The organism is Dyella mobilis, from assembly GCF_016904945.1.
Lineage (GTDB): Bacteria > Pseudomonadota > Gammaproteobacteria > Xanthomonadales > Rhodanobacteraceae > Dyella_B > Dyella_B mobilis.
Map to the genome: position 1 here is coordinate 106481 of NZ_JADIKF010000038.1, position 25252 is coordinate 131732.

20 protein-coding genes and 1 pseudogene are annotated in these 25252 nt (G+C 63.2%); 4 read left to right on the forward strand and 17 right to left on the reverse strand.

The features are described from left to right. Positions 1-23 precede the first annotated feature (23 nt). Complete coding sequence (locus ISS99_RS23505) at positions 24-146, forward strand: hypothetical protein (protein ID WP_275578128.1); 123 nt, start codon at positions 24-26, stop codon at positions 144-146. A gap of 175 nt (positions 147-321) precedes the next feature. Here the strand turns inward: ISS99_RS23505 and ISS99_RS08080 are convergent, their stop codons facing one another. Further along, positions 322-654, reverse strand: coding sequence for a hypothetical protein (locus ISS99_RS08080; RefSeq protein ID WP_204631104.1), 333 nt, complete (start codon positions 652-654; stop codon positions 322-324). Positions 655-865: 211 nt separating this feature from the next. Here ISS99_RS08080 and ISS99_RS08085 point away from each other — a divergent pair, with 211 nt between their 5' ends. Further along, entirely contained in the window at positions 866-1351 is a 486-nt protein-coding gene (locus ISS99_RS08085; RefSeq protein WP_204631105.1) for a CYTH domain-containing protein, read from the forward strand. 118 nt (positions 1352-1469) lie between these two features. Then, positions 1470-1982 (forward strand): GNAT family N-acetyltransferase, encoded by a 513-nt coding sequence (locus ISS99_RS08090; protein WP_204631106.1) that lies wholly within the window; start codon positions 1470-1472, stop codon positions 1980-1982. 222 nt (positions 1983-2204) lie between these two features. Here the strand turns inward: ISS99_RS08090 and ISS99_RS08095 are convergent, their stop codons facing one another. The 16 genes from ISS99_RS08095 to ISS99_RS08175 form a co-directional block, all read right to left on the reverse strand. After that, positions 2205-3140: a hypothetical protein gene (locus ISS99_RS08095; RefSeq protein WP_204631107.1), complete on the reverse strand. Its 936-nt coding sequence runs from the start codon at positions 3138-3140 to the stop codon at positions 2205-2207. Next, complete coding sequence (locus ISS99_RS08100) at positions 3137-5518, reverse strand: LTA synthase family protein (protein ID WP_204631108.1); 2382 nt, start codon at positions 5516-5518, stop codon at positions 3137-3139. Before ISS99_RS08100 ends, ISS99_RS08095 begins: the two co-directional genes overlap by 4 nt. 11 nt (positions 5519-5529) lie before the next feature. Continuing rightward, entirely contained in the window at positions 5530-6825 is a 1296-nt protein-coding gene (locus ISS99_RS08105) for a YaiO family outer membrane beta-barrel protein (RefSeq protein ID WP_204631109.1), read from the reverse strand. Next, complete coding sequence (locus ISS99_RS08110; RefSeq protein ID WP_204631110.1) at positions 6822-8333, reverse strand: glycosyltransferase family 2 protein; 1512 nt, start codon at positions 8331-8333, stop codon at positions 6822-6824. The genes ISS99_RS08105 and ISS99_RS08110 overlap by 4 nt, the downstream gene beginning before the upstream one ends. Further along, a complete protein-coding gene (locus ISS99_RS08115; protein ID WP_204631111.1) occupies positions 8330-9391 on the reverse strand; it encodes a HEAT repeat domain-containing protein in 1062 nt (353 codons plus the stop codon). The genes ISS99_RS08110 and ISS99_RS08115 overlap by 4 nt, the downstream gene beginning before the upstream one ends. A gap of 416 nt (positions 9392-9807) precedes the next feature. Continuing rightward, entirely contained in the window at positions 9808-12381 is a 2574-nt protein-coding gene (locus ISS99_RS23650) for an ABC transporter permease (RefSeq protein ID WP_306482340.1), read from the reverse strand. A gap of 16 nt (positions 12382-12397) precedes the next feature. Beyond that, entirely contained in the window at positions 12398-14698 is a 2301-nt protein-coding gene (locus tag ISS99_RS08130; RefSeq protein ID WP_204631112.1) for a Kelch repeat-containing protein, read from the reverse strand. Positions 14699-14870: 172 nt separating this feature from the next. Next, positions 14871-15524: a glutathione S-transferase family protein gene (locus tag ISS99_RS08135; RefSeq protein WP_204631113.1), complete on the reverse strand. Its 654-nt coding sequence runs from the start codon at positions 15522-15524 to the stop codon at positions 14871-14873. 78 nt (positions 15525-15602) lie between these two features. After that, positions 15603-16343 carry an alpha/beta fold hydrolase gene (locus ISS99_RS08140; protein ID WP_239537843.1) on the reverse strand — a complete coding sequence of 247 codons (741 nt, stop codon included), beginning with the start codon at positions 16341-16343 and terminating at the stop codon, positions 15603-15605. A 15-nt stretch (positions 16344-16358) separates the two neighbouring features. Beyond that, complete coding sequence (locus tag ISS99_RS08145) at positions 16359-16685, reverse strand: hypothetical protein (RefSeq protein WP_204631115.1); 327 nt, start codon at positions 16683-16685, stop codon at positions 16359-16361. Between the two features lie 59 nt (positions 16686-16744). After that, entirely contained in the window at positions 16745-19201 is a 2457-nt protein-coding gene (locus ISS99_RS08150; protein ID WP_204631116.1) for an ABC transporter permease, read from the reverse strand. Between the two features lie 243 nt (positions 19202-19444). After that, entirely contained in the window at positions 19445-20581 is a 1137-nt protein-coding gene (locus ISS99_RS08155; RefSeq protein WP_204631117.1) for an acyltransferase family protein, read from the reverse strand. A 245-nt stretch (positions 20582-20826) separates the two neighbouring features. Continuing rightward, positions 20827-21822, reverse strand: a complete 996-nt coding sequence (locus ISS99_RS08160) for an acyltransferase family protein (RefSeq protein WP_204631118.1) — start codon at positions 21820-21822, stop codon at positions 20827-20829. Between the two features lie 279 nt (positions 21823-22101). Further along, positions 22102-22542: a hypothetical protein gene (locus ISS99_RS08165; protein WP_204631119.1), complete on the reverse strand. Its 441-nt coding sequence runs from the start codon at positions 22540-22542 to the stop codon at positions 22102-22104. Positions 22543-22634: 92 nt separating this feature from the next. Next, positions 22635-23282, reverse strand: coding sequence for a dihydrofolate reductase family protein (locus ISS99_RS08170; RefSeq protein ID WP_204631120.1), 648 nt, complete (start codon positions 23280-23282; stop codon positions 22635-22637). Positions 23283-23447: 165 nt separating this feature from the next. Then, positions 23448-24191, reverse strand: a complete 744-nt coding sequence (locus tag ISS99_RS08175; RefSeq protein ID WP_204631121.1) for an SDR family oxidoreductase — start codon at positions 24189-24191, stop codon at positions 23448-23450. Positions 24192-24287: 96 nt separating this feature from the next. Here ISS99_RS08175 and ISS99_RS08180 point away from each other — a divergent pair. Beyond that, positions 24288-25203, forward strand: a pseudogene (locus ISS99_RS08180) (AraC family transcriptional regulator). Positions 25204-25252: the final 49 nt, after the last annotated feature.

A 25252-nucleotide genomic window follows, 5' to 3' on the forward strand; every position in this document is an offset into this window, starting at 1 on the left:
TCCTGTGAAGTCGGGAGATTCCTATGGTCAAGATCCTCGAAGCCCTGGCCTCGACGCAAAGCAACCGGGACATTCGTGCGGCTATCATGAAACTCGCCCTCGACTGGAAGAACGCTCGCAAAGGTCGACAACACCGGGCGTATTGAAGTTGGCAGACCCCGGCATCCCCAAGCCAACGATCGACACGGATAACGACTAGATCCCAGCCAGGTAACCCACTCTCAAAAAACCGGCACGCCGCTCTCACAACAGCGTGCCGAAAACGGCGCATCGTTTCCGACGCCATGCGCCCAATGACCCCATCACACGGACACGCTCGGTTTATCCACCCCCCTCGTGGCTGAGCATGTCGACGTGGTGATGCAGGAGGTCGACGGCGGTCTCCAGGCCGATCTGTTGCACCGGGTTGAGCGGCAAAAGATGTGTTCGTTTGCCGGTGTCGCCTGCGTGCTTGGAGATGCGGTGAGCCTTGAGCAGACCCTCGATCACCGCCACGGCAAGCGCGGTGCCGGCCTGTTGAGACGCGTAGCTTTGCCGTCGCTCCCGCTCGGCGCGCTCGGCGAGGCGCGCATCGTCGACGGATGAGGTGAGTTTAGATTTTGGGTCTTTCGGAACCCATCGGCGTGGAGGTGCCGTATGATTTGTGTAGGTCATGATCAACTCTGTTCAGTTGGTTTGACTTAGCGGGTCGTGGGAGCGGTAACTCTCACGATCCGCGCTTTTCCAGGCATTGCTGCTTGGGTCATCGGCGTTCCCGATTCGCGAAATGCGCCGATGACCGTGTGACGCTATCAAGTCACGCACACTCGTGTATATGGGACTAGTACGACATGTGTGCGCATCTTCCGACTTCGCCGAGAGCCTCGTGGATCAGCCGAAATATTCCCTTGTCGAGATTGAGCGCCGGTGGCTGGTGCCGTCGGAATATCTTGGGCGGCTTGAAGACCTGCCTTATCGAACGGTGGAAGATCTCTATATCGAAGGCACGCTTCTTCGCTTGCGCAAGATGACCGATTTGTCTGGCGCGGTTGTTTACAAGCTGTGCAAGAAATATGGGCGCGGTGATTCGTTGGCGAATCCGATCACCAATATCTATCTCTCGGAACGGGAATATCTCTCGCTTGCGGCATTACTGGGTTCGCGGGTCTGCAAGCGTCGCTATGGCGTGGCGGGCGGTAGCATCGATGTTTATCCGGGCGCGGATGCCGTCGCCATTTTTGAAATGGACTTTAGGTCAGAGAGCGAGGCCGCGAGTTACGTGCCGCCCGATTTTGTGGGCGATGAAGTAACGGATTGCGCGCAGTATTCCGGGGCGGTGCTGGCAAGCAGTCGGCGGTTCGATACCGAGTGAGCCCAGGCGGCTTGCTCCTGCCCCTGCCCAATAACAGGACGTCGCGCGAAAGAAGCTTCCCCGATGCCAAGCGTGCGGTAATGTACCGGCGCAACCCAACGCGTGGACCCCGAAACACATGTGCCCTTTCGAAACCCAGCGGCTTCGCATCGACTACGCATCACTCGACGACGCCGGCTTCATTCTCGAGCTGCTGAACGAACCCGATTTCATCCGGAATATCGCCGACAAGGGTGTGCGCGATATCGCGGGCGCCGAGGCCTACCTGCGCGACGGCCCGTTGGCGATGTATGCCAAGCACGGGCACGGCCTGTTGCGCGTGAGCCTGAAGCAGACCGGCGAAGTGATCGGCATGAGCGGACTGATCCGCCGCGATACGCTGGATTACCCGGATCTCGGCTACGCCTTTCTGCAACGCCACCACGGCCACGGCTATGCCAGCGAAGCCGGCGCCGCGGTACTGGAGCGGGCGCGGCAGCAGTTGAAGATCGGGCGCATCGTGGCGATTGCCTCGCCGGAAAATACCGCTTCCCATCGGGTGCTGGAAAAGCTGGGGTTTCGCTTCGATGCGGAGATCGCACTGCCTGGGCATGATGGGCCCAGCAGCTACTTTATTTGCGATGTTGGCTGAGGAAATTCGCCAACCCTGCACTCAAGCTCTGAGATTTCCCTACGTTTTTGCTTGAGTGTTCCCGAACAAAATCAGCGTCACTTCCAGGTTGATCGAGACCTTCAAAGAGACTCACCGTCATCCCAGCGAAGGCTGGGATCCAGCGACTTTGCCGCACCGAAGTCTCTGGATCCCAGCCTTCGCTGGGATGACGAGCTAGAGAACGTGGAAGTGATCTCAGACTCAGTCCTTGTTCCGCTCGATCCAATTCCGATACGTGCGGTAGTGATGGATCGCGAACCCGGCGAACGACGGATCGTTCTGCAACGCTTGCTCCACCGTAGCCATGGCTTGCTCCAGTACCTTCGGCCCGACCTTGTCGAAGGTGATCTTCTCCAGATCGCCCGGTGACACCTCCAGGCCGATCACCACTTTCTTGTTGACGCGATCGGCATAGGCGATCTCGCTGGCCGCGTGAGAGAGGATGCTGTCGCTGCCTTGGGCCTTGTGCCGGTAATCCATCAGGGCGACGTAATCGAACAGGTCGATGATGCGTTCGCTGGCTGGGCGTTTTACGCCTTTCCAGTCCACGTCGATGCCGTCCAGCCAGAACGGAATGGCGGGGCCAACTGCCAGGGTGGCGTGGTAGTCGTGCTTGATCTTCATGATCGCCTCGCCCATGTCCATGAAATCGGCCAGCAGGCGTTCGCGGGTGTTGTCGTTCCATTCGCCCAGGATGTGCGGCTCGATATCCAGGTTCGCACCGTCGAAGCGCGCGGCTACCGGCGAAGCAGCGTTGTATTGCACCACGCGGCGGAACATGTCCTCGGCCTGTTTGCGATAGGCGGGCAGCACGTAGTTTTCGGTGTGCAGGTAGGCTGAACCCAGCAGCGCGTACACCTTGAAGTGCTGCCGGTGCAGGCGCTCAATGAAGGCGCGATACAACTTCGGCTGCTCGACGATCAGGTTGTGTCCCTGATACGCATCGGCGTAGAGGTACACGGTATCGAAGTGCTGCGCTTGCAGGTAGGCCACCGCGTCTTGCGCCACGGCCGGATCTTTCACCATGGCGTAGGAGTCGGCTTCCCAGGTCCAGATGGCGCGGCTCACCTGCCCCATCGCGCTGATCGGCAAGGCACATAGCATCAGCAGCAGGCACAAACGGGAAAGTCGGATCATGGAGCGGTTCCGGTTGCGACGTTGGCATCCACCTGGATGTGGTATCGCCCCAGGCCCATCGCCTTGCCGGTTTGTGGATCGGATGGAAATACCGATACGTAGCAGCGATGGCTGCATGCCTCGGGACGCTGCAACGTGAGTTGCACCTGTTGCTGTCCGTTCGGGGGAAGCTGCAAGGCGCTGCCTGAGACTTCCTGCAACTCGCGACCGTCTTCGGCAGTGAGCACGGCCAGCGGCACGAAGGTGCTGCTCTGCTGCGCATCGCCGTTGCTGAAAATGGCGGTGAGTTGCACGCCCTGCGCGACCGCGGTTACGTCGGCCGATTCAGTCGACACGCCGTGCATGGCAGGCACATCGTTTGCCAGCTGCGCTTTCTGCGCGAGCTCCCGATAGGCGACCAGTTTGGGCTGGTCGCCGTCAGGCGCCAGCGCCAGTTTCTGCATGAAGATAGCGTTGGCCTGCTCGTAGCGCTGAAAGCGGTGCGTGACCCATGCCAGCGCCGAGGCATCGTCGGCCGGCGCAAGGTGCATGCCGTCCTGCAGCTCGAACAATTGCCCGTTGTGCAGCCACCAGCGGCCGGCGAGATAGTCCGGCGTGCTGGTCTTGGTTTGCTGCAAGGGCCATTGATGGGTGTTGCGGAAGCTGTCGTCCACATCCAGGCCGGTGCCCAGCCACGGCGTTTGTGCTGGGCGTTGCAGGCCGTAGTCGTGAGACAGCAGCGCCAGCAGCGAAGGCGTGACATCCAGTTGCGAGGACACGGCGCGGAAGTGCCTGGGCTGCTTGAGCAGCGGCGAGAAGACGATCAGCGGCACGTGGTAGCGGTCGATGTGCTCGCCCATCGGAATCTCCGGCAAGCGATGGTCGCCGGTGATGACGAAAATGGTGTTGGCATACCAGGGCAGCTTGGCCACCGTATCGAAATAGTGGCGCAGCTGATCGTCGGTGTAGAGGATGGCGCTGTAGATGTCGGCGTTGGCGCGGTAGGCCGCGAGCTGGTCTTCGGGTACGTGCAGGTCGCGCAGGCGCTGTTCGAACTTCGCCACATACGCATCCTGCCCTGGGAACTTGTAGGCGGTGTGCATGGTGATGGTCTGCATCGCCAGCAGGAACGGCGTTTGCAATGACGGACTGTCGGCCAGCACGCGCGCGACCAGCTCCTTGTCCGGATAGCCCCAGTCGCTGAAGGGGTTGCGCTGGTAGCCGGGGCCGAAGCTCTTCATGTCCACCAGGTGCTGCACGCCTTGCAGTTGCATGAAGGCGCGTTCGTTGTCGAAGGTGGTGTCGGTGCCGTTGTAGAACGCGGTGTGGTAGCCCTGTTTCTGCAACAGATTGAACAACCCCGGGCTGGAAGGCATGTGCTCGCCCAGCGAAGTGAAGCCTTCTTTGGCGAACGGTGCGGAGTTGAAAAGGCTGGGCAGGACGCCGAAGGTGCGCCCCTGGTTGGACAGGAAGTTGTCGAAGTACAGGCTGTGCGTCGCCAGCTCGTCGAGGAACGGCGTGAAGCTGCCCAACGATGCCTGCGGACCGGAGAACGAGCGCCCCAGGCCTTCCACCACGATCATCACCACATTGGGCGGACGTCCGTCGGAAGTGGGAGAGAAATATGGGCCCAGCGTGTCCGGCGTCTGCTCCGGATGCAGGAACGGAAACTGCGCATCCAGCGGCGGCTCGTCATCGCTGGCGGCAGCGGTTGCGGCCTTGCCGGATGCGGGCGCGGCAACGCTGTCGTTGTGCGACCAGCGCCAGACGTCGCCGCAGAACCATGCCAGCTTGTTGCTGGCCAGATCGCGCGCTGCATCGTCTTTCAACACGTGCGCGCCGGTCGGCAGCGACGGCAGCCACATCAGCAGGCCGATCAGCAACAGCAAGGTCGTCCAGCGGATGGAGCCGGTCGGCCATCGGCGTGCGCATACATACAAGCCAATCCACAGCACCAGCAACGGCAATACGTAGGCCAGCACGCTGCGCGGGTCGAGCGGCGTGTCGCCCGACAAGGTGGTGTGGATTTCCGCCATGCTGTAGCCGAACAGATCCGCACCCAGCGGCACGTGCGCCACCTGGAAGTATTGATTGAGCCCGGCCTGCACCAGCACGAACAGCGACCACAGCACAGCCAATGCCACGATGCGCATGCGCTCCCGCTGCAAGAGCAACAACGGCAGCGACAAGAGCAGCAGGATCGGCACCACGCGCAGCAGCACCAGCCCTGCCTGCGCGAGTGCAATGCCGGCGATGGCCCAACGCTGGCTGCCGTCCCAGGCGGCATCGGCAACGCCGTTGAATACCGCGCATGCCACCAGCGCGAACTGCGCCAGCAGCAGTGCGGGAAACGCGCCGGCAAAGCGCGACCAGGCGTTGCCGTTGTCCACAGGAGTCATCGTCGACACCCTCACCACAGCGTGTACAAGGTCAGCGACAGGATCTGCTCGTTGACATCGGGCACGTCGCTGCCCAGGCCGTAGCCGGCACTGACCTTGAAGCCCCAGCGGTGCGTCAGGTAGTGCGTCCAGGCCACGCCGAAGGCGGCGTTGTTGTCGATCACCTGCGTGCCGAAGCGGTTCAGATCGGTGCTGCGGCCGTTGCTGACGCTGACTTCCCAATAGTCGTACGCATCGCCGCGGTAGTAGTTGCGCAACAGGAAGCGGTTGCTCCAGCTGCCGGAACCCACACCCGGTACGTATTGCAGCTTGTAGCGCGCGTACCAGTTGCCCCAGTAGCGGCCGATGCCGATGCCGTAGAACTGGGTGTCGCTGGAGAAGCGCAGATGATCGATGCTGGCCGACAGTTCCCAGCCATGGCCGACGCCCTGGAAAACTTCCGCGCGCCATTCCTGCTTCGGCAGGATGCCGGAGCTGGGACCTTCCTGGTAACGCAGGTTGGCGTAAGCACGCGACCACAGCGGCACGTAGCCATCCAGGGCCCAGGCGTTGTCGTTGATGCCGTAGTGGTCGGAGCGCAGCATTTCCACCGCGAGCGAACCCTCGGTGAAGTAGTGGCGCAACGACAGGTCCCAGTCGTTCCAGCCTTGCTGGCCGCCGGTGAAGCCGGTGTGGTCCCAGCTGAGGCTCGCGCCCCAGTTGTAACCCGCGCCGTAGCTGCTGGCCGCACGCGGCATCAGGCTTTCACGCAGATCGGTGACTTCGGCGGGGTTGGCGCCCAAGGTTCCGGCGGTGTCGAAATCGGCGCGGGCAGCGGCGAGCTGACCCAGGTCGCGCTGCGCACGACCGCGTGCGATGTACGCATTCGGATCGCGCGGCGCCAGGGCTACCCAGTGCGAATACGCATCCACGGCTTGTCGCGAATCGCCGGCCCAGCGATAGGTGTCGCCCAGCGCCGACCATGCATCGGCGTAGTCCGGACTGTGCTGCACCACTTGGCGGATATCGCTTTCGGCGGCGGTGTATTGCCCGTCCCAGGCGTAGGTGCGTCCGCGCGCCAGCAGCAGGTCGCCGTTGCCGGGATGCTGGGCCAGCAAGGCGGTGTACGCCTGGATGGCCTGCTGCCGTTGGCCGCTGGTCGCAAGTTGGCGGATCTGCACCATTTGCGCGGTGAGCGAATCGGGGGCGGCGGTCTGCGCCAGCAAGCAGGGCGAAGCGGCCGTCAAGGCGAGCAACAGGGACCAGCGCAGACAGGACATCTGCCATGGCTGCCGTTGTATGACCACGGATGAATTCCTGGTTTTCATGGGTGGCTGCTCCTGTCGGCGACCGGATCGGCGGGCATCGCTTCGCCATCTGCATGCTCTTGCTGCCACGAACCGTCGCGGGAAATGTGTCCCCATCGATGGTGCTTGCGCAGCCCCAACAACCACAGCAAGGTGCCGTAGAAGCGCCACAGTGAAATCATCTGGCGGTAGCCGAAGTTTTCCAGCACCGCTACGGCAAACAGGCGGAACTGCTGCGCGGGCCGCGCATACAGGCCGAAGGACAGTTCCTCCAGCAGCATCGCGTTGACCGACAGCAGCACGCCCATGCCCACCGCCGCCGCCAGGAAAATCAGGAAGGCTTTCAGCGGCACCAGGCCGAGCAGGGCCAGCACGATCATCGAAAAGTAGCCGACCACTTCGATCACCGGCCCGAAGAACTCGAATATCAGCATGAACGGAAATGCCACCCAGCCGGCCGCACCGCCGCGCCGGTTGAACATCAGGCCGATGTTCGACCACAGGCTTTCGGCCAGTCCGCGCTGCCAGCGCACGCGCTGGTGGGCGAGCGAGGAAATGTCGGTGGGCACTTCGGTCCAGCACACCGGATCGGGCACGAACACGATGCGGTAGTCGCGTTTTTCCTTGCGCAGGTTGCGGTGCAGGCGCACCACCAGGTCCATGTCCTCGCCCACGGTATCGTCGCGATAACCGCCGATGGCGATCACGCGTTCCTTGTAGAACACGCCGAAGGCGCCTGAGATGATCAGCAGCGCATTCATCGGCGACCAGCCCATGCGCCCAAACAGGAACGCACGCAGGTATTCGATCACCTGGAAGCCGGGCAGCCAGCGATCGGGCAGGCCCACCTTGGCCAGCATGCCGTTGGCCACCTTGCAGCCGTTGAGCACGCGCAGCACGCCGCCGCTGGCGACCACGCGCCGGTCTTCCAGGAACGGGCGCACCGCACGCGAAAGGCTGTCCGGCTGCAGGATGCAATCGGCGTCGATGACGCAGTACAGCGGATAGCGCACGCAGTTGATGCCGGCATTGATCGCATCGGACTTGCCGCCATTGACCTTGTCCACCATGCGCACGTGCGGGTAGCGCGCCGAGGCGTACACGCCTTTCACTTGCGCGGTATGCAGGCGGGCACGGTAGGCTTCGGGCACTTTAACCAGGCCGAACGCCTCGATCAGCGCCTCGCAGGTGCGGTCGCTGGAGCCATCGTTGACCACCACGATCTCGAATTCGGGATAGTTGGTCTTGAGCAGCGAATGCACCGACGCCACCACCGATTTCTCTTCGTTGTGCGCGGGCAACACGATGCTTACCGGCGGCTGGTATTCGCGCAGGCCGGGCGGCAGGTAGTTGGCCCGGTATTCGCGCATGTAGCGCACGATCTGGTAGGCGGAGATGTAGTTGAGAAGCAGGTAGACCAGGTTGATCGCCACGAAATAGATCATGAAGATCCATTGGATGGACGCCAGCGCATGCTCCCATGGACCGCTCTGCAAGGCGGTCACGAACGCATTCCAGTAGGTGTTCATGCCGCGGCCCCCATGTCGTGCTCGGAAAGCACTTGGTCGATGATGTCCCGGCCGTAGGCATCGCTCTGGCGCTGCTGCACCTCGCGCAATGCAGCCGCCCCCATGCCCGGCAGCGCCAGCAGCGCCTGCGCGGCGCGATAGCGAACCCACCACACCTTGTCGGCCAGCATCGGTTCCAGCCGCAGGCTGTCGGATGCTTCGCCGATGCGGCCCAATGCCGACGCCGCGTGCATGCGCACGTGCCAGCGCGCTGCACTCAGAAAGCCGGCCACCCGCTCGCGATCCTGCTTGTCGCTCACCAGTTGCAGGCAGATCGAGATGGCGTGGTCGTCTACCGGGCTGTCGAGCAGTTGCCGGATCACTCCGGCGGCGCGCTGCGGATCGATGTCGACCAGGAAGCGCACCAGTTTCAGCATGGTGGTGGTGTTCGCACGCAACAGTGCGTTGTCCAGTTCGCGCACCGCACTGCCGTCTTCGTTGCGCGCCAGGATGCGGGCGACGTTGCCGGGCATCCAGTCGTCACGCTCCAGGATCATCGGCACGAACATCGCCATCGCCTCGGGCGGATCCACCTGCCCCAGCGCATAGGCCGCGCACAGCGAAACGATCGGGCTGCGGTCGTTGAGGAACGGCACCAGCTCTTCGAACACGCTGCGGTCGCGCAAGTGTCCAAGCGCCACGATGGCCATCGCGCGATCGTGATAGTTGCCCTGCAGCATGCGCCGCGCGGCATCCACCAGGCCCACGTGATGGCCGAGCGACAGCAGCGGCGCCAGGTCCGCGTGGCCCAATGTTTCGTGGGTGGCGTTCCAGGCTTCGATAAAGCCGGCGACTTCGTCGCGCCGCAACGAGGGCACCTGCACCTCTTCGCCGGCCAGGGCGTGCTGCATCACCTGCAACCAGTGCCGCTGCGCGCGCTTGTCGCGCAGTTCGCGCCGTTGCGAACGCGCCCGCATCAAAACGATGACCGTTAACAGGCTGAAGGCGAGCACCAGGGTGAGGATTGCCACCCAATACGCCACGGTCAGCAGCGTCGCCCCATTGGCAGGATTACCCATAACCGCCCCCTTTGTCCCCTTACGGCTCGTGGCCCCGCCCACGCTCGGTACGTGCCAAACCATGCATAACCCGCTCCAAGCATGGCCTATATTGTGATGCCCGTCACGCTCTTGACATGAAATCTTGTGATAGTGCTTGGCTATCCGGGGGTGCGGACCGCTGCAATTTTTCGAGGTCGGCCGCCATCCGGGCACGATGCTGCGAACCACCCGCCATCGAAGGTGACGGCTGTTCGAACCACACCATCCTTAGCCTGTGCGCCCCCCGGCAGTCAGGCAACCCCAAGTTCTTGGGGTGCCGCCCCCAAGTTCCGGCACCTATACCGATCCGCCCCTCAGGCAACCGTGAAGGGCATGCCGTGTCGGCGGCGATGTGCCGCGCAGGGGCGTGTGACCAAACCGGTCAGCCTTGGCCGCTAACGCGTGGCCGTGGCCGGCGGCACGCGGGAGGCCTGTCGCGCCGGCACGAACACGGCGCACTGGCCGATGGCCATCACCACGAAGGCACCCGCCAGCACATAGGCGACGGGCAAGGTCTCCATTTCAAAATAGTGCATCAACAACCTGTTGAGGCCGTAGGCGACACCCAGCCCAACAGCGGCACCGCTCCCCACCATGACCACGTTTTCCAGTTGGAAATACTGAAAAATGTCGCGCCGGCGGGCACCGAGCGCACGGCGTATGCCGATCTGCCGGCGCCGTTCGCTGACCCAGGCCTGGCTCAAGCCGGCAATGCCAGCCCCGGTAACGATCAGCAGCAAGAGGCTGATGACTCCCATCAACGAGGCTGTGCCGATGTCGGCGCGGTAGGCCTCGGCACGAATGCTTGCAAAGCTCTTCAAGCTGTCCTCATCCATCACCCGCGCGGCGTTGGCGGCATACAACGCGGGCTTCGCCGCGGCCATGGCTGCTGCGAGGCGACCCGGCCTGGCGCGAACCGCATAGAGCGTGGCAGCCGATGGCACGTGCACCGGCGTCATCACCGAGTACCAGGGCGAACTGGCTTCCTGTCCATAAACAGAAGACACGTGCAGGCGATCGACGATGCCAACGATGCTGCTCGGCAGGTTGCCGCCATCGAGATAAACGGTTTTGCCGAGCGCATCGCCCGCGGGGAACAACTTGTCCGCCAAAGGGCGCGTCACGATGACGAAGGGCTGCGAGGGGGTATCGAACTTCACATCGGCCGCCGAAAAATCCCGCCCTTCGAGCAGGCGGACACCCAACGTCTTCAACGACGATTCGTCGACGGCATACAAGCCGGCAAACGCCTCGCCGTGCGGCTGCATCGGCTTGAGGTTGAGATAGACATTCGAAGAGGGGCCGGTCAACGGCAACGCGCTGATGGATGTCACGGCCTGCACGTCGGGGAGGCTGCGCAAGGTGCGAAGATCCGCCTGAAGCAGGCTGTCGAGCCGGCTTTGGCCCGATGGCGAATCCGCATCGGATATGCCGATCCATTGCTGCGTCAGCAGGAACAGATTCTGCTCGTCCAGCCCGCTCGGCTGCCGCACCCGATCGACGCGCTGCTCGATGACAAACAGTGCATTGGCCACGATCGCCAGGCTCAAGGCCACCTGCAACACGATCAGCGACACGCTCATCTTGTGCCGATGCAGCACCGAGAGCAGAGGCGGCAAACTCAGCTTGAACCTTGCCGATGCGCGAAGAGTCGTCGCGCGCCCGGCAAGCTGTGCGCGCGCCACGCGCAGGGCCGGATAAAGCGCCGCGAGCCACGCACCGAGCATGGCGGCTGCGACCGCCAGCAGCAGCAAGGAGACATCCAGATGCGCCAATACGGCGATATTTCTGGGCAATACCCAATCCAGCACCTGCAGGCCGGCGCATGCCAGCATCACACCCGCAAGGCCCCCGGCCAGTCCCACCAGCCCCGCTTCCACGAAGCACGGCAGGTAAATCGCCGAACGGGGCGCACCAAGCATTCGCCGCACGCCAATCTCGCGTTCGCGGCGCAGGAAGCGGCCAAGCATCACGCCCGCCGAATTGGCCAGGCACACGATCAGCAAACCCAGCGCCACCAGGAACGACAAGCGTGTGTCGCTGGGCACTACGTGATGGTAATCGAGCCAGCCCATCAGGCTGCGCAAGCGCACATTGGGAGACCAGGCGAAGCGCCCTGCCCGCTGCTGGTCGCGGGCGTAGTCGAGCAAGTAGCGCTGGTAGGCCGATATCTGTTCCGCGCTGTCCAGTTCGACCAGGTAGGCAACCCACACGCAACTGGAAGACCGAGTACCTGCGAAGGTTTGCGATGACGGCCGTTCGGCGCACATGGTGAAACCGTCGTTCTCGATCGAGGTATCGATCGCCGTCGTGAACGGCATGAAGACGTCGTCGCCCTGCCCGGTAAAGCCGCCGGTGCCGGTATCCATGATGTCGTAGTAGCGCGGCTGCGGATTCCAGTGATCGAGCACACCTACGATGCGGAAGTCTTTGCCTTGCAGGTTAAGCACCTTGCCCACGCTGTTGCCGCCGCCGAACAGCTTCTGATTGAGCTTGTCGCTTATGACGACAACGGCTGCGCGCTGCGTATCGCTCTGTGCATTCCATCCGCTGCCATAGCGGAATGGAACATCCAGCATGGAAAAGAATTCCCCATAAACCGCGTGGCCGTTTGCATTGAACGGGTGGTGGATGCCGTCGGCCGGCGCTACCAGCGGCGTGATGGCATAGATGGCGGATTGGAACCGCGCGCGGTGATCCTGCATGAAGCGGGTGGCATCCAGATACGTCAGCGCATCCGGCGGCTCGCCGGCACGGCGAATGGCATGCACCGGCCCCCAAGGATCGATCTGCGGCACGAACAGGTGCGCCGACTTCCACGGAATCGGATCGCCGGAGACGGCGCGAAAGACGGCATAGGTGGTGGTCGAGGCGCCTACGCCGAAACCGATCACCAACACCATCAATATGGTCAGCCCGACGTTGTGCTTGAGGGCTCGAATGGCTTCCGAGAAGTAATACGCGAGCACTCACCCCTCCTCACACTCATGGCGCGCACGTCGAATCGGACAGAACGCAACCGACCTCGCCCGCCGGAAACATCTGCTCCTCGCCACCCACGGTACGGCTGATCAGCAAGCCTTGATAGTGCTGGATGAACTGCCCTTGCGGGTCTCTCCAGAACCAGCTCCACTGCCCCGTAGCGGGATCGAATCGCTGCAGTCCGCGCGGATGCACATAGAGCCCTTTCGGGCCCGGCGGCTCGTCGGTGTCGCCGGTCAGATACACGCTGCCCTGCAATTCGAACCACCACCCGCCGAAGCCCCCCGGGAAACGAAACCCCGGCTGCGGACCGGCACCTACGGCCCAGCGATGCGATGACGGATTGAAATATTCAATGCGAATGCGCGGATGGTTCTGGTCGCCCACGTGGACCTCGATCACGCTGCCATCTTCGCCAATCACCGGCCAGCCACCCGGGGTAGGAGAGGGTGCCGATTCGGTCCAGCGATGCGTGGCAGGCGTGTAGATCTCGACCGTTTGCGCCAGCGCGAAATCATCGGCATTCCCACCCTTGCCTTGCACTTCGCCACCGGCCACGACCACTTGCCCATCGGCAAGTTCACGCACGCGGATGTTCGTGTATGTCCCGTTGCGCCGGGCGCGCTTGAGGTGCAGCCAGCGGTGTCGGGTGAAATGCGGAACATCGTTCTTCACTTGCACCAGAAGCTGATCGATGTCGCCGCCTTGCCCCAGCACGAACAACCGGCCGTCGCGGCCCTGCCCGACGATGTCATCCGCATCGAGCTTGAGTTCGGACAGCACCTGCCACTGCACGTGCAGGCCACGCCGCGTGGATGACAACCACTCCGCAGGGGGAGACGGTGCGTCACGCCCAGCGGTCGGCAATTTTCCACCAACCACCAAAACGCTCTCGCCGATCCGGAAAACGCGAGGCCTGCTGCGCGCGTCATGCAGGGTGGGCAGTGCGAGCAGGTCGCCCGAAGGCGTTACGCCTTCCACCGTTCCCGCATACACAAAATAGTTGCCACCGGTGTTCGCCGTGCCGCCGACCAACAGTGCCGGTTGCTTCTGCGTGGGCGGAAGGAACGCCGTTTCGCTCATCTCGCGATTCGTAGCGATCGTACCTGCATTCCCGTCGCGCTTTGGCAGCGGCACGATATCGCCTGGAAAACGCAGCGATGCGAGCCCGGGCGGATCATCGGGCGAAGACAGATGCCAGTGCCAGGCGTAAAAACGGCCTTCGAGCTGGAAAGGGAAAAAGCCCGAAGCGCCGAGCTGATCGCCCCTCTCCCACGCGCCGGCGTCAAACCACGTACGCGTCGCTACGTCGAACGCGGGAAGATGGGCACTGATGCCTCGCCCGAACAGCACGATGCGCCCCTCGTAGCCTGGCAGCCAACTGCCCTTTGCAAACGCCGTGGCAGCAGGCATGGGCGGCAACGCTTCGAACGCATTGCGGCCAGGGTCCCACCGTTCTGCGGAACGCGAAGGGCCCACGCCCAAGCGATCGGTCGGCGTCCAGCCGCCCGCCACCAACACGGAACCATCGGGCAGACGAAAAGCAGCTCCCCCGGCCCTGGGCTGCAGCAGATCCGGACCGTTGCTCCACGATTTGCTGCGTACGTCCAGAATGTGAGTCGATGCCAGGCAATCATGGACACCGTAGCAGCCGTAATCTATCGAGCTGGAACCGCCCAGGAGCATGACGCGATGATCATCCAGCGCCACCAGGGCATACCCCGAGTGTGCAACCGGCAACTCCGGCATGGGTTCCAACGCAACCTGCGACCCTTTGAGACGGGCCAGGTAGCCGCCGAGGCGACCACGCTTGGGCGAGCGCTCCAGGATGAAAACCGTATCGTCGGACAAGGCGACCATGCGTATCGTGCGCACGTCGTCGGGGGTCGGGATGACGACGCTGCCCAGGCCTTGCGGCGTAAGCCAGCCAATCGTCCACGTATCGGCGGTAACCCAATGCTTGGCGCCGCAGTTCGATTGGTCCCACAAAAATACGGTACCGCCGACAACTGGTATCTGGTCTTCGACGGTGCCACGGAAACCGAGTGGTTGAACGCTAGTCGCACCCGTGGCGGGGTCCCAGCTGCGCAGCGCCAGCTGGTTGTCCTCGGCACACAGGCTGATGATGTTATCGGTCGATTCCGCAGCCACCCACTGCAGCTTGCCGCCCGCCAGCTGCCGAGGCGTCCCTAGCGGCAAAGCACCGGCGGAAGGGAACGGCGGAATATCCGCCGCCTGCGCAACCCATGGCAACAGCAACAAGGCCAGAGCAAGTCGCACTGCGTACCGACTGCGACGCGGCACGTGCCGGTCTCCAGGCCGTGGGGTCGACTGCGACGGCGGCAAGCGAAAGTCGTCCACGCGCGAGAGCCTGGTCAGGGAGTTGGCGCATGCTACCTGCTGCGTCTGGCAAACGGGTGGCATTCCCCTGGCTAGGGCCTGTTAGCACTAGGTGCTACAACGTTTGCCTGCCCGATCAACTGGCCGGAAGCGGGGCGGCGTTGATTGCCAGCTGGGCAGCGAAAGCGCGCTGGTAGGCTGGCCTTGCTTCGGCACGGGCGACATAGGCAGCCAGACTCGGAAACTCGTTGATGATGCCCGACGGTTTCAGCCTGAGCAGCACCGAGGCCATCATCAGGTCGCCGGCACTGAACGCACCATCGAGCCATTCGGCATCGCCCAGGCGTGCGGAAAGCTGGTGCAGCCGGCTGCGAATGCGCTCCACCACCAGCGGCATGCGTTCCTTCGCCCAGGGCTTGTCCCCTTCAACGAACCTGACGGTGACCAATTCGAGGATCGGCGGCTCCACCGTGTTCAGCGCGGCGAACATCCAGGTGATCGCGCGGGCGCGGGCATTGCCGTCTTGCGGCAGCAGGCCCGCGTGACGCTCGGCGATGTGAAAGATGATCGCGCCGCTTTCGAACAAAGCCAGATCGCCTTCCTCATAGGTTGGAATCTGGCCGAACGGATGCACGGCAAGATGCGCCGGTTCCTTCATCGCACTGCGGGAAACGAGCCGGACCTCGTAGGGCTGGCCGGCTTCCTCCAGCGCCCAGCGAACGCGCGTATCGCGTGCCAGGCCCATGCCGCCGTCGGGCGAACGTTCAAAGGCGGTAATGACGATGCTCATCGCGCGGTCCCTTAAAGTTGTGCAGTCTCCATGGCGACGAATCAGGCCGATCCATTTCGACACCTCTGAGTGTGCCCACTAGGGTGTCGATTGCCCCTGATCCGCAGCGGAGCTTCGCGCCAGCTCGATCACGTGCCGGATGGCGTCGATCACCACGTCGGGCCGCTCCTTCTGCACATAGTGGCGGGCCGCCACTTCGACCAGCGAACCACGCGTCGACTCGTGGACAATGCGCTGCATTTGCTGCGTATTCCAGACGATAAACCGAGCCTGCTCAGCGGTCGGCTTTCCCTTGAACGAAGACGCCTTGAACCAATCCGCCAGGATGACCACCAGCGGCAGGTTGCCAAGCGAGTGATCTGCCTGGGCGATGCTCCGTCCATCGGTCGAATCGCCCTGGTCGTCGATGGGGTAGAACAGGTTTTGCCGTTCCGAGAACAGCGTTGCCTGGTAGGAAGGCCGTGTCTCCATCGACCGCATCGCGTGCGCCAGCGCCTCCTCGCGCGGGTCTCCTTGCGTATCGAAATCGTCCAGGCACTTCAACGGGTCTGCCGCCTCGGACTGCAACGCGTGCTGCAAGGCGGCGCGCTGGCAATCCTGCATTTGCTGGCCGCGGCCAAGGTACCGTTCGTACGTACGGACATAGTTGAGCGTCGTCGCCGGCGACAACTTCTCCGTAACGGACGGATCCACCAACACCATCCCCGCCACGCGATCGGTGTGCTGATAGGTGAAAAGGCGCGCATTCAAACCGCCGCGCGAATGGCCGACGACAATCACGCGACTGCCGAGCTGAGCGTGGTCGATCAGCGCCAGCATGTCGTCCACGGCCGCCTACGCAGTCGCTTTGCGGTCGACGGGGTCGCTGAAAAAATAGTTGGCGCGATCATAGGAGCACGCGCGAGTTGTCTTGGCGACTTCTCCCTGCACCGCACGCCACGCCAGGGTGCCGTCACCGAGGCCGGATTCGAACAATACCGTCGGCTCGCCTTCGCCGATGCAGTAAAGATTGAGCTGCCGTCCTGGCGCAACCTGCACGCGCTTTTGCGGATGCAGATAGTCGGATGTCGGAAGCAGGTCGGAGGCGGCGGCGGGTGCCATGGCCAGGAATGTCGTGCAAAGAGCCAACGTAACTTTGAAGATGCAGCGATATCCGTTCACGCTTTAAATCCTGTTGTCTACGAACGAGGGTTCAGGTGGCATAGGCTCCACGCGAGGATTCATTCCCCAAGCAGAGCGCGCATCGGCGGCGTACGCCCGGCGCGCACCGCCGGCACCAGGCACGCCAGCACGCCGGCACCGGCAAGCACCGCGCAGGCGACCAGCATCGCCCACGGATCGAACACGCTGCGGCCCAGTTGCACGACAACCGCGCGCAGCACCTTCGATCCGGCCGCGCCCAACGCCATGCCTACTATCAAGCCCAGCACGATCTGCATCAGGCCGCCGCTCAACACCAGCAGCAGCAAGCGAAGCGGCGACGCACCCAGCGCGGCACGTACGCCGAATTCGCGTTCGCGCGCGGCAACCGCCACCGCCATCACCGCATACATGCCCACGCCGGCGAGCAGCAGGGCCAGGCCGCCGAGCAAGCCGATCAACATCAGATTGAATTCGATGTCGGTGGTGGTGTCGTGCACGACGTAGGCCATGCTGTACACGTGGCTGATCGGCTGGTTGGGCGCCACTTCGGCCACCGCCCGCTCGACCGCTGCACGATAGCCTTCCGGTTCGCCACTCACCTTGAGCGCAAAACGCATCGGTTCGTACGCGCGGAACATGCTCAGGGCGTCGTCGGGCATCTGCGCCAGCGGCAGGTAAAGAATGGGCTGGATCGAGTCGGGATCTACGGGCCCGAACTGATACGTGTCCGCGACCACACCCACGATGCGCGCCGAAAGCATGCCAGCGCCCGAGCCCTGCTGGATCGTCTGGCCCAAGGCATGGCCTGCGTAATATTCGTCGGCGAAAGCGCGATTGACGATGGCCACCGCCTCGCCGCCGCGCACGTCGGTCGTTGCGAACACGCGGCCCTGGCGAAGGGAGATATCGAAGACCTGGAAGAAGCCGGGGTCTACCGCATGGAACTGCGCGCTGAAATTCTCGCCGCGCGGCAGGTGCAGGGCGCCGACATTCCACTGGCCCGTCAAGCCGCCCGCCGGCAGATTGGTACCGGCGGCTGCGTGGCGTACGCCGGGGATCTGTCGCAGGCGATCGACCACGCTTTGCGACAGCCGCTGGACCGAGACCGCGTCCGGATACGTGGCCTTGACCGGTGCCAGTTCGAAGGTGAGTACGCCGCGCGCGTCGAAACCCAGATCGACTTTGGACGCCATCAGCAAACTGTGCAGGAACACACCCGCCGCACACAGCAGCAGCGAGGCGAGCGCCACCTGGGCGATCACCAGCACCTTGCCCAGCAAACCGCTGCGGTGTCCCGGCCCGCTGCGGCCGCCTTCGCGCAGGCTGTCCATCGACAAGGCGGCATGACCGCGCCACAAACCCAGCACGGTGGCGACCAGTGCGCCGAACAGGCCGACCGCCATCGCCAGAGCCCAAGCGGCCCAGCCCATGCTGAGGCCGCCGGGACGCATCCATTCCACCGACATCCAGTCGACCGGCATCCACGTGTGCAACGCCCACAACGCCAACGCAGCCAGCGCCTGCCCGAACAGCACGCCGAGCAGACCGATCAGCAGGCCCTCCGCCATCGAGGGCAATGCCACCCGCCAGGCTGGCGCGCCGAGCGCACCGCGCACGGAGGCATCGTGGCTCCGCCCCATCGTGCGCAGCATCATCAGGTTGGTGAGGTTGACCATCGCGATCAGTAGCAGCAATGCCGCGCAGGCCAGCCACATCAGCGAGGTTGCTTGCTGACCCGCGTGTTCTTCCGAACCGAAGTCCTGTGCGCCGAATTGCACCCGATGCCAGAAATTGTCGTTATAGGCGTGCTTGCCTTGCGCAACGTAGAACGCATGCAGGCGCGTTTGCACTTGTGCGCCCAGCGCTTGCGGCGTGAAGCCGGACGCGAGCCTGGCTACGGCGGTGTAGTTGGTGCCATCGTCATTCGAGTGCGCAACCAAGGCCATGGGCAGCGCAATCGCCGCCTGCCCCAGGTCGAAACCTGCCGGCAACACGCCGACGATGGTGTGCGGCACGCCTTCCACCTGAAGGGTCTGGCCGATCACCGCCGGATTGCCGCCGAAGCGTTGCAGCCAGAAACCGTGATACAGGAGCACCGCCGCAGGTCCGTGCGGCTGATCCTCCTGTGCCGTGAAATTGCGCCCGAACGCAGGTTGTACGCGCAGCGTGGGCAGTACGCCGCGATCCATTTCCAGCGCCGGCACCTGCATCGGCTCGCCATAGCCGGCAATGTTGGCGGCGGTTGTTTCGCCCATGAAGATACCTAGCGAACCCACGCCAGGCAGATCGCCCAGTTGCTGGTATTGCTGTGGCGACACGGGCCGGACCACGCCGTCCTGCATCGGACCCAGCGCCACCAGCCGATGCGGCTGGGCATAGGGCAGGGGGCGCAGCAATACGCCATCGATCATGGTGAAGACTGCACTGGCCGAACCCACGCCAAGCGCCAGTACAGCGGCAGCCAGCAACAGGAAGCCGGGCCGGCGCAGGGCGGCACGCCAGGTGCGCCAGATTTCTACGAGCCAGATATTCACGTGCGAATGGCCTCTTCCATGGGTTCGGTCCCCGCGCAGAACGTGCATGGGCATCGACCACAAGTGGCAAGCCGCATGCCAACCGGCTTCAAGTAAAAAAACCCTCGCGAATCAAGGCCGGTTCGTTGTCGTTACCCTAGCGCATTGTCCACATCCGGATCGTGCTGTCCGCCAACGGACAGCGCTCGCAACCTGCTGGACCGCGGCCAGCTGCCGGTGACTGCCGTGGAACGGAGCGGATACTCAGGCTATCGGCGTAGTCGCGTACCGACTTTCCCGCCGTGCCCACATCCGGCGCACCGGCTCGCGCAGCCGCAGGCACGGACGCTCCACCAGATAGTGAAGCGCCGCTCCCGTTGCGAGTACGGCTGCCGCGTAGATCAACGCGGTCCAGATGCCGTGGCCATCGACCCACGGCGCAAAACGCCCGTGCAATTGCCCGTAGACCATCTTGTGGGTCAGGTAGAGGCTATAGGATGCCGCCGCAAACCACGCCGCGCCCGGAATTCGAATACGGGACAGCACGCTGCGCTGGCCCGCCGCCCCTGCCACCAGTGCCGTCATGGCCAGGGCGAGCATCGGGTAGCCGAACACGTTGGCCGCGAAGCCAAAGCGTTGCTGCCCGTTGAAACCCCACATACACAGGCCGGTGAGCACCACGCCGGCCAACAGCACGACGTTGGCGTTGCGTTCGATCCACGCCCAGCCGCGCGTGCGATAGCTGCGCGCGGCGGCCAGCGCAATGCCGCCAAGCAGATCGTCGAGGCGTGCATAGGTGGGGTAGTACAGGAGTTTCAGGTAAGTCACGCCGTCATCGCCGCCTTTGGCTTCCACCGGTCCAACGGCATGCAGCCAGAGCCACGCGCGAAGCACGATGCCGCCCAGGATCAGCGCCGCGATAACGGCCACGCCGCGCCCCAGCCGACCTTTGCGCGCCAGCAGCAAGGCAAGCAACGGAAACACCAGATAGAACTGCTCTTCCACGCACAACGACCACGCATGCGAAAAAGCACCGCGATTGGGGTCGATGAAGAGATTCAGCGTGTAGGTAAGGAATTGCCACAGCGGCATCATGCCCGGCTCTTCGCGCAGCGAAGGCCACGCGACATAGACAGCCAGCACCACGAAGTACGCCGGCAAGGTCCGAAAGCAGCGCCGGAGATAGAAGTCGACGAAGTCGACCCTGCCGCGCGAGGCAAGCGCGTTGAAAACCTGCGAGCCGATCAGGAAGCCCGAGAGCGCGAAGAACAGATCCACGCCCATCCAGCCGCTCCAGCGCAGCACGCCTCCGCCCGTGTAGCCGGCCAGGTAGCTGTGAAAGGGCATCACCCACAAGATGGCGACCGCACGTAGCAGATCCAGCCCCGGCTTTCGTTCCATGATTTCCCTTGCTGAGCATGCTGGCAGGCAGCGAACGCGATGCGCGCTCGTCACCGCAGACCCTGTACACCTGCGGTGACACTAACGTAGCCGGCAATTGTGGCTTTGCTCTGGCGCGCGTCAAGCCGAACTGTGGCGCCGCGGCCTATTGTCCTTAGAAATAGGCGCGCGTTCTGCGGCACTGTCCTGTTGGGGCCGGCTTGTCCGCCAGAGCAAAATCGTCCGGCGTCTCCCCCTTCACGCCGTCAGACGGCATCCGCTTTCGCCGTGGAGCGCATGGCCTGATATCGGGCGATCACGGATTTTCCCGCGTTGACGAACGGCACTTCGATCACCCGGTGCATGATGGCGGCGAGGATGAGCGTGGTCACGATGCCGAGCGTCGCGGTGGCTGTCTCGCCGAGTTTCGGCATCAGATCGACGATGAGCTGGCGCGCCGGCACGTGGATCAGGTAAAGCGGATAGCTGATGCGGCCGAGCCAGCGCAGCACGGGCGTGTCGATGTTGCAGCGCATGAAGGCGGCGAACAGGCCGATGCCTACCAGGTAGGCCACGATGAATCGATGCGGCGTTTCGCCGGCACCCCAGTCCGTGCGGTAGGCCAGGAGCAGGCAACAGGTAAGAATCGCCGCCGCCCCGCACAGCAAGGCCCTCAACTGCCGTGGCGAAAGATAACCGGCATGCCGGTGCTGATACAGCACGAAGCTGGCGAACATCACCACCAGGCTGAAAGCCGGCGCGACGGGTGTCTTCACCGACAGCGCGACGCGCGGAATCGCCATCACGACAGACAGTGCACATGCACCCAACAGGCACCAGACACTGACGCGCGGATCGGCGAGCTTGCCGGCGAACAACAACCCCGCGATGAGCACGTAGAAGATGAGCTCCACCTGCAACGTCCAATAGACGCCGACGGCATCGGGCACGCCGATGAAACGCTGGGCCATGGTGATATTCGCCAACAACTGATGCGTGGCAAGGGGAAACACCAGGGCGGCAAACGCGAGAGAAATCCAATAGGCGGGATAAAGTCGGAACGCGCGACTCAACGCGAACTGTCCCACCGTCGTCGGTTTGCGCAACACCGACCAGGGAATGACATAGCCGCTGATGCAGAAAAACGCGACGACGCCCATCGTGCCCGGGTCGATATAGGTCGCGACAGGCCCCAAGGCCGAGATTTTGAAGTAATGCCGAATCAGGACGAGTATGGCTGCGGCCCCACGCAGCGCATCCATCCAATCGATTCTAGGCTCCCTCGCACAGGTCATCACCCTGCACCTTTCGAAACGAATCCAGCGGATTCTGTTCACGGCTGGATGAACGAGGGAGCAATGCCTTGCGGCGCGTTTATGCAGCGTCCATCAGAGAGACCAAACGCAGCGAAGATTTTGAAATGCACCTGATCGCTTTCGTAGGCACTCACGACGAAGGCGCGCACTGAACCTGGCCGTCCAATAAACCGGGCAGGATGGCGATGCAGATCGCGCAAACCCCAATAACACTCGGCAAATCGACTAGTTAGCGCTTTTGCATGGCGCCAGATGTTCGGACCAGGCGCGCCGAACCTCGTCGTAGGAACCGGTTTCGAAATAAATCCGGGTCAGCTTCAGCACCAGCTCGATCTCCACGATCAAGTTCTTGCGCTCGCAAAAATAACCTTGATCGCTTTGCCAGAGACGAACCTCTTCGTCGCTTCCGTTCGGGTCTTCCAGCCGCCAGCCGTTCATCTCCGACAGCGCAAAACCGCAGGCCACGCCACCGAAGATATTGAACGAGGACTCGTCTTCGCAGCAGGTTTCCACGTCTTCCCAGCTCAATTGAACGACGGGGTATTCGTTGTCGTCCATCCGCCTTATCGCGGCGGCAATGTCCTCCCAACTAGGCGATTCCACCTCCATGCATCGATAAGGCTGGCGTGGCGGGTAATGCATGATGGTCAGATGATGCGCAGTCACTGCGTTACCCCCTTGGCGATGCGGCAATTTATTGCGATGCCGGGCATGGTGCGCGGCTACCTGACGAGCGAGCACGACTGCGTTTTTGCGCATCACTCCCGTGCAAGAAATACGTGCAAGGCGCGGGGCGAGCTTAAATGCCGCACGCAGCGGAAGCCAGCCTTGGTCAAGTCGATGCCGCCCAGCAGCGACTCGCCGCGACCCAACAACGTAGGCGATATCGCCAGATGCAATTCGTCGACGAGCCCTGCCTGCACATACTGGCGGACGGTTTCCACGCCGCCACCCAGGCGGATATCCCGTCCGCCCGCCGCTGCCCGGGCCCGCTCCAGTGCCTCGTGGATGCCGCCGGTCACGAAGTGAAAGGTCGTGCCTCCCTCCATCGTGATCGACTCGCGCGGGTAATGCGTCAACACAAATACCGGCACGTGATACGGAGGATTGTTGCCCCACCAGCCCTTCCAGCTGTCGTCGGGCCACGGGCCACGCACCGGGCCAAACATATTGCGGCCGAGAATCCACGCACCGATGTTGACGAAGCTTTGCTTCGCAATTTCATCGTCAATGTCCGTATCGCCGCCCGGTCCTTGTTCGGTCATTTCATGGAAGGTGCGGGTGTGAAAGAACCATTCGTGCAACGACATGCCGCCAACCCCGAGGGGGTTCTCCAGACTTTGCTCGGGACCTGCGCCAAAACCATCGATCGATACCGAGAAAGCCTGGACTTTGAGCCTGGACACGGGAACCTCCAACAAGAGTGGTCGTTGTACGCATAGCGACGAACGGAGCGCTGCCGGATCGACAGACGTTATCACTCAAGCGGAGCGGTCTACTGTTGTGCAGATACCCTCCCTGCCGTACGAGACCAGCTTCGGGTCGCAAACAGAGGTGAGAGAAAACGTGGGTCAGCGGGCCGCCGCCCACTCGATCGCATCTGCACCGGCTGGCGTGGACATCGGGCACGCCGGATCGTTGGCGGCGCGCCACACGGCCTCGGCGACATCCTGCGCCGTGGTGAGCGCGGACGGCTGCTGCCAACCGGCGAAGACGCGCTGAACCGTGTCGACGTAAGGTTCGGGATAGCCCGTTTGCATGCGCGCGCGGGCGTTTTCGCCAAAGCGGGTCTCCGGTGAGCGGCCCGGCAAGACCAATCGCACGCGCACATTGAAGGGTTCCAGCTCGAGCGCGAGCGACTCGGTAAACGCGTTCACCGCGGCCTTGCTCGCCGTGTACACGGAAAGCAGACTGAGCGGCCGGAGTGTCACCGTCGAGGTGACGTTGACGATGACACCCTCCCTGCGTTCGCGAAATTGCGGCAGCACGGCCTGGGTCATGGCCATGGTCCCCAGCGTGTTCGTCTCGAAGATGCTGCGAGCCACCTCCATCGGAGTGCCTTCGAGCGCATTCAGCCAGCCGATTCCGGCGTTGTTGACCAGCACATCGATCGGTCCTGCCGCATCCACCGCCGCGCGAATGCTTTCCTGGCTGGTGACATCCAGCGGAAGCACGCTTAGCCGAGAAGAACGCGGCAGCACGTCTTCGCGTGGCGTACGCATCGTGGCAATCACGTTCCAGTCGCGATCGAGGAAATGGCGTGCCGTCGCCAAGCCAAAGCCGGACGAGCATCCGGTAATGAGGATGGTCTTCATGGGGGAGTCCAATAAAGGGGTGTCCAAACAAGATAGGGACTGGAATCCGGACTTGCTACACTAAAAAGTCCGCTTTTCATTGGCAGGAGTCCAGGCATGATCGACCCGCTCGCCGAAGTCGTCACGCTCCTCCAACCCGGCGCGCCCCAATTCGAAACTGGTCAGCGCCGCCGGGCATTGGAGCGTCCAGCGCGCGCGCATGGGGCGACCTTATTACTGTGCGATTCTCGAAGGCTGTTGTGTATTCACCCCAACCTGCGGCGAATCCATTCTCCTTCGCGAAGGCGATTTCCTGCTGGTTCCCGCTGCCGACGATTTCGTCATGTCCGCACTGGAACCGAAGGGTCCCGACGACAGCGCGACCTCGACCACGTTCCTGCCACGTAACGAAGTGCGGCACGGCCGACAAAGCGGACCTCCCGACGTGCGCCTGCTGGTGGGGCATTGCGTATTCGGATCGCCCGACGCAGCACTGCTGGTTTCGCTGCTGCCGCAACGGGTGCACATTCGCGGCGAAAAGCGTTTGACCACCCTCGTTCAACTGGTCCGCGACGAATCGCTGGAAATGCGGCCAGCGCGCGATGTCGTTCTGGCCCGCCTGCTGGAAGTGCTGTTGATCGAGGCTTTGCGATCCGCCGCCGAAACACAGGCATCGCCCGGACTCTTGCGCGGCCTGGCCGACGAACGGCTTGCCTCCGCGCTACGGCAAATGCACGAGAAGCCGGCGCAACCCTGGACCATCGCTTCGTTGGCGAAAATAGCCGCATTATCACGTTCGGCATTTTTCGAGCGATTCCAGTGCGCCGTAGGTGTTCCGCCGATGTCGTACCTGCTTGCCTGGCGCATGGCGCTGGCAAAAAGCCTTCTTCGTCGCGAAGAAGGCAGCATTGCCGCGATTGCCGAACGCGTCGGCTACCGCTCCGCCAGCACCTTCAGCGTCGCGTTCACGCGCCACGTCGGCATGGCGCCGACGCGATATGCGCGGGAGCGGGAAGCGCCACCACAGCCGTAACCACCGTCTCGACCCCGATACGCCGGGACGGTGGCACCGCGACTATCGT

What these genes read in the sequence shown, in the direction of transcription:
- ISS99_RS23505 (WP_275578128.1), top strand. Translation starts at nt 24, where the DNA reads ATGGTCAAGATCCTCGAAGCCCTGGCCTCGACGCAAAGCAACCGGGAC.
- ISS99_RS08080 (WP_204631104.1), bottom strand. Translation starts at nt 654, where the DNA reads ATGACCTACACAAATCATACGGCACCTCCACGCCGATGGGTTCCGAAA.
- ISS99_RS08090 (WP_204631106.1), top strand. Translation starts at nt 1,470, where the DNA reads ATGTGCCCTTTCGAAACCCAGCGGCTTCGCATCGACTACGCATCACTC.
- ISS99_RS08095 (WP_204631107.1), bottom strand. Translation starts at nt 3,140, where the DNA reads ATGATCCGACTTTCCCGTTTGTGCCTGCTGCTGATGCTATGTGCCTTG.
- ISS99_RS08100 (WP_204631108.1), bottom strand. Translation starts at nt 5,518, where the DNA reads ATGACTCCTGTGGACAACGGCAACGCCTGGTCGCGCTTTGCCGGCGCG.
- ISS99_RS08105 (WP_204631109.1), bottom strand. Translation starts at nt 6,825, where the DNA reads ATGAAAACCAGGAATTCATCCGTGGTCATACAACGGCAGCCATGGCAG.
- ISS99_RS08110 (WP_204631110.1), bottom strand. Translation starts at nt 8,333, where the DNA reads ATGAACACCTACTGGAATGCGTTCGTGACCGCCTTGCAGAGCGGTCCA.
- ISS99_RS08115 (WP_204631111.1), bottom strand. Translation starts at nt 9,391, where the DNA reads ATGGGTAATCCTGCCAATGGGGCGACGCTGCTGACCGTGGCGTATTGG.
- ISS99_RS08135 (WP_204631113.1), bottom strand. Translation starts at nt 15,524, where the DNA reads ATGAGCATCGTCATTACCGCCTTTGAACGTTCGCCCGACGGCGGCATG.
- ISS99_RS08140 (WP_239537843.1), bottom strand. Translation starts at nt 16,343, where the DNA reads ATGCTGGCGCTGATCGACCACGCTCAGCTCGGCAGTCGCGTGATTGTC.
- ISS99_RS08155 (WP_204631117.1), bottom strand. Translation starts at nt 20,581, where the DNA reads ATGGAACGAAAGCCGGGGCTGGATCTGCTACGTGCGGTCGCCATCTTG.
- ISS99_RS08160 (WP_204631118.1), bottom strand. Translation starts at nt 21,822, where the DNA reads ATGGATGCGCTGCGTGGGGCCGCAGCCATACTCGTCCTGATTCGGCAT.
- ISS99_RS08175 (WP_204631121.1), bottom strand. Translation starts at nt 24,191, where the DNA reads ATGAAGACCATCCTCATTACCGGATGCTCGTCCGGCTTTGGCTTGGCG.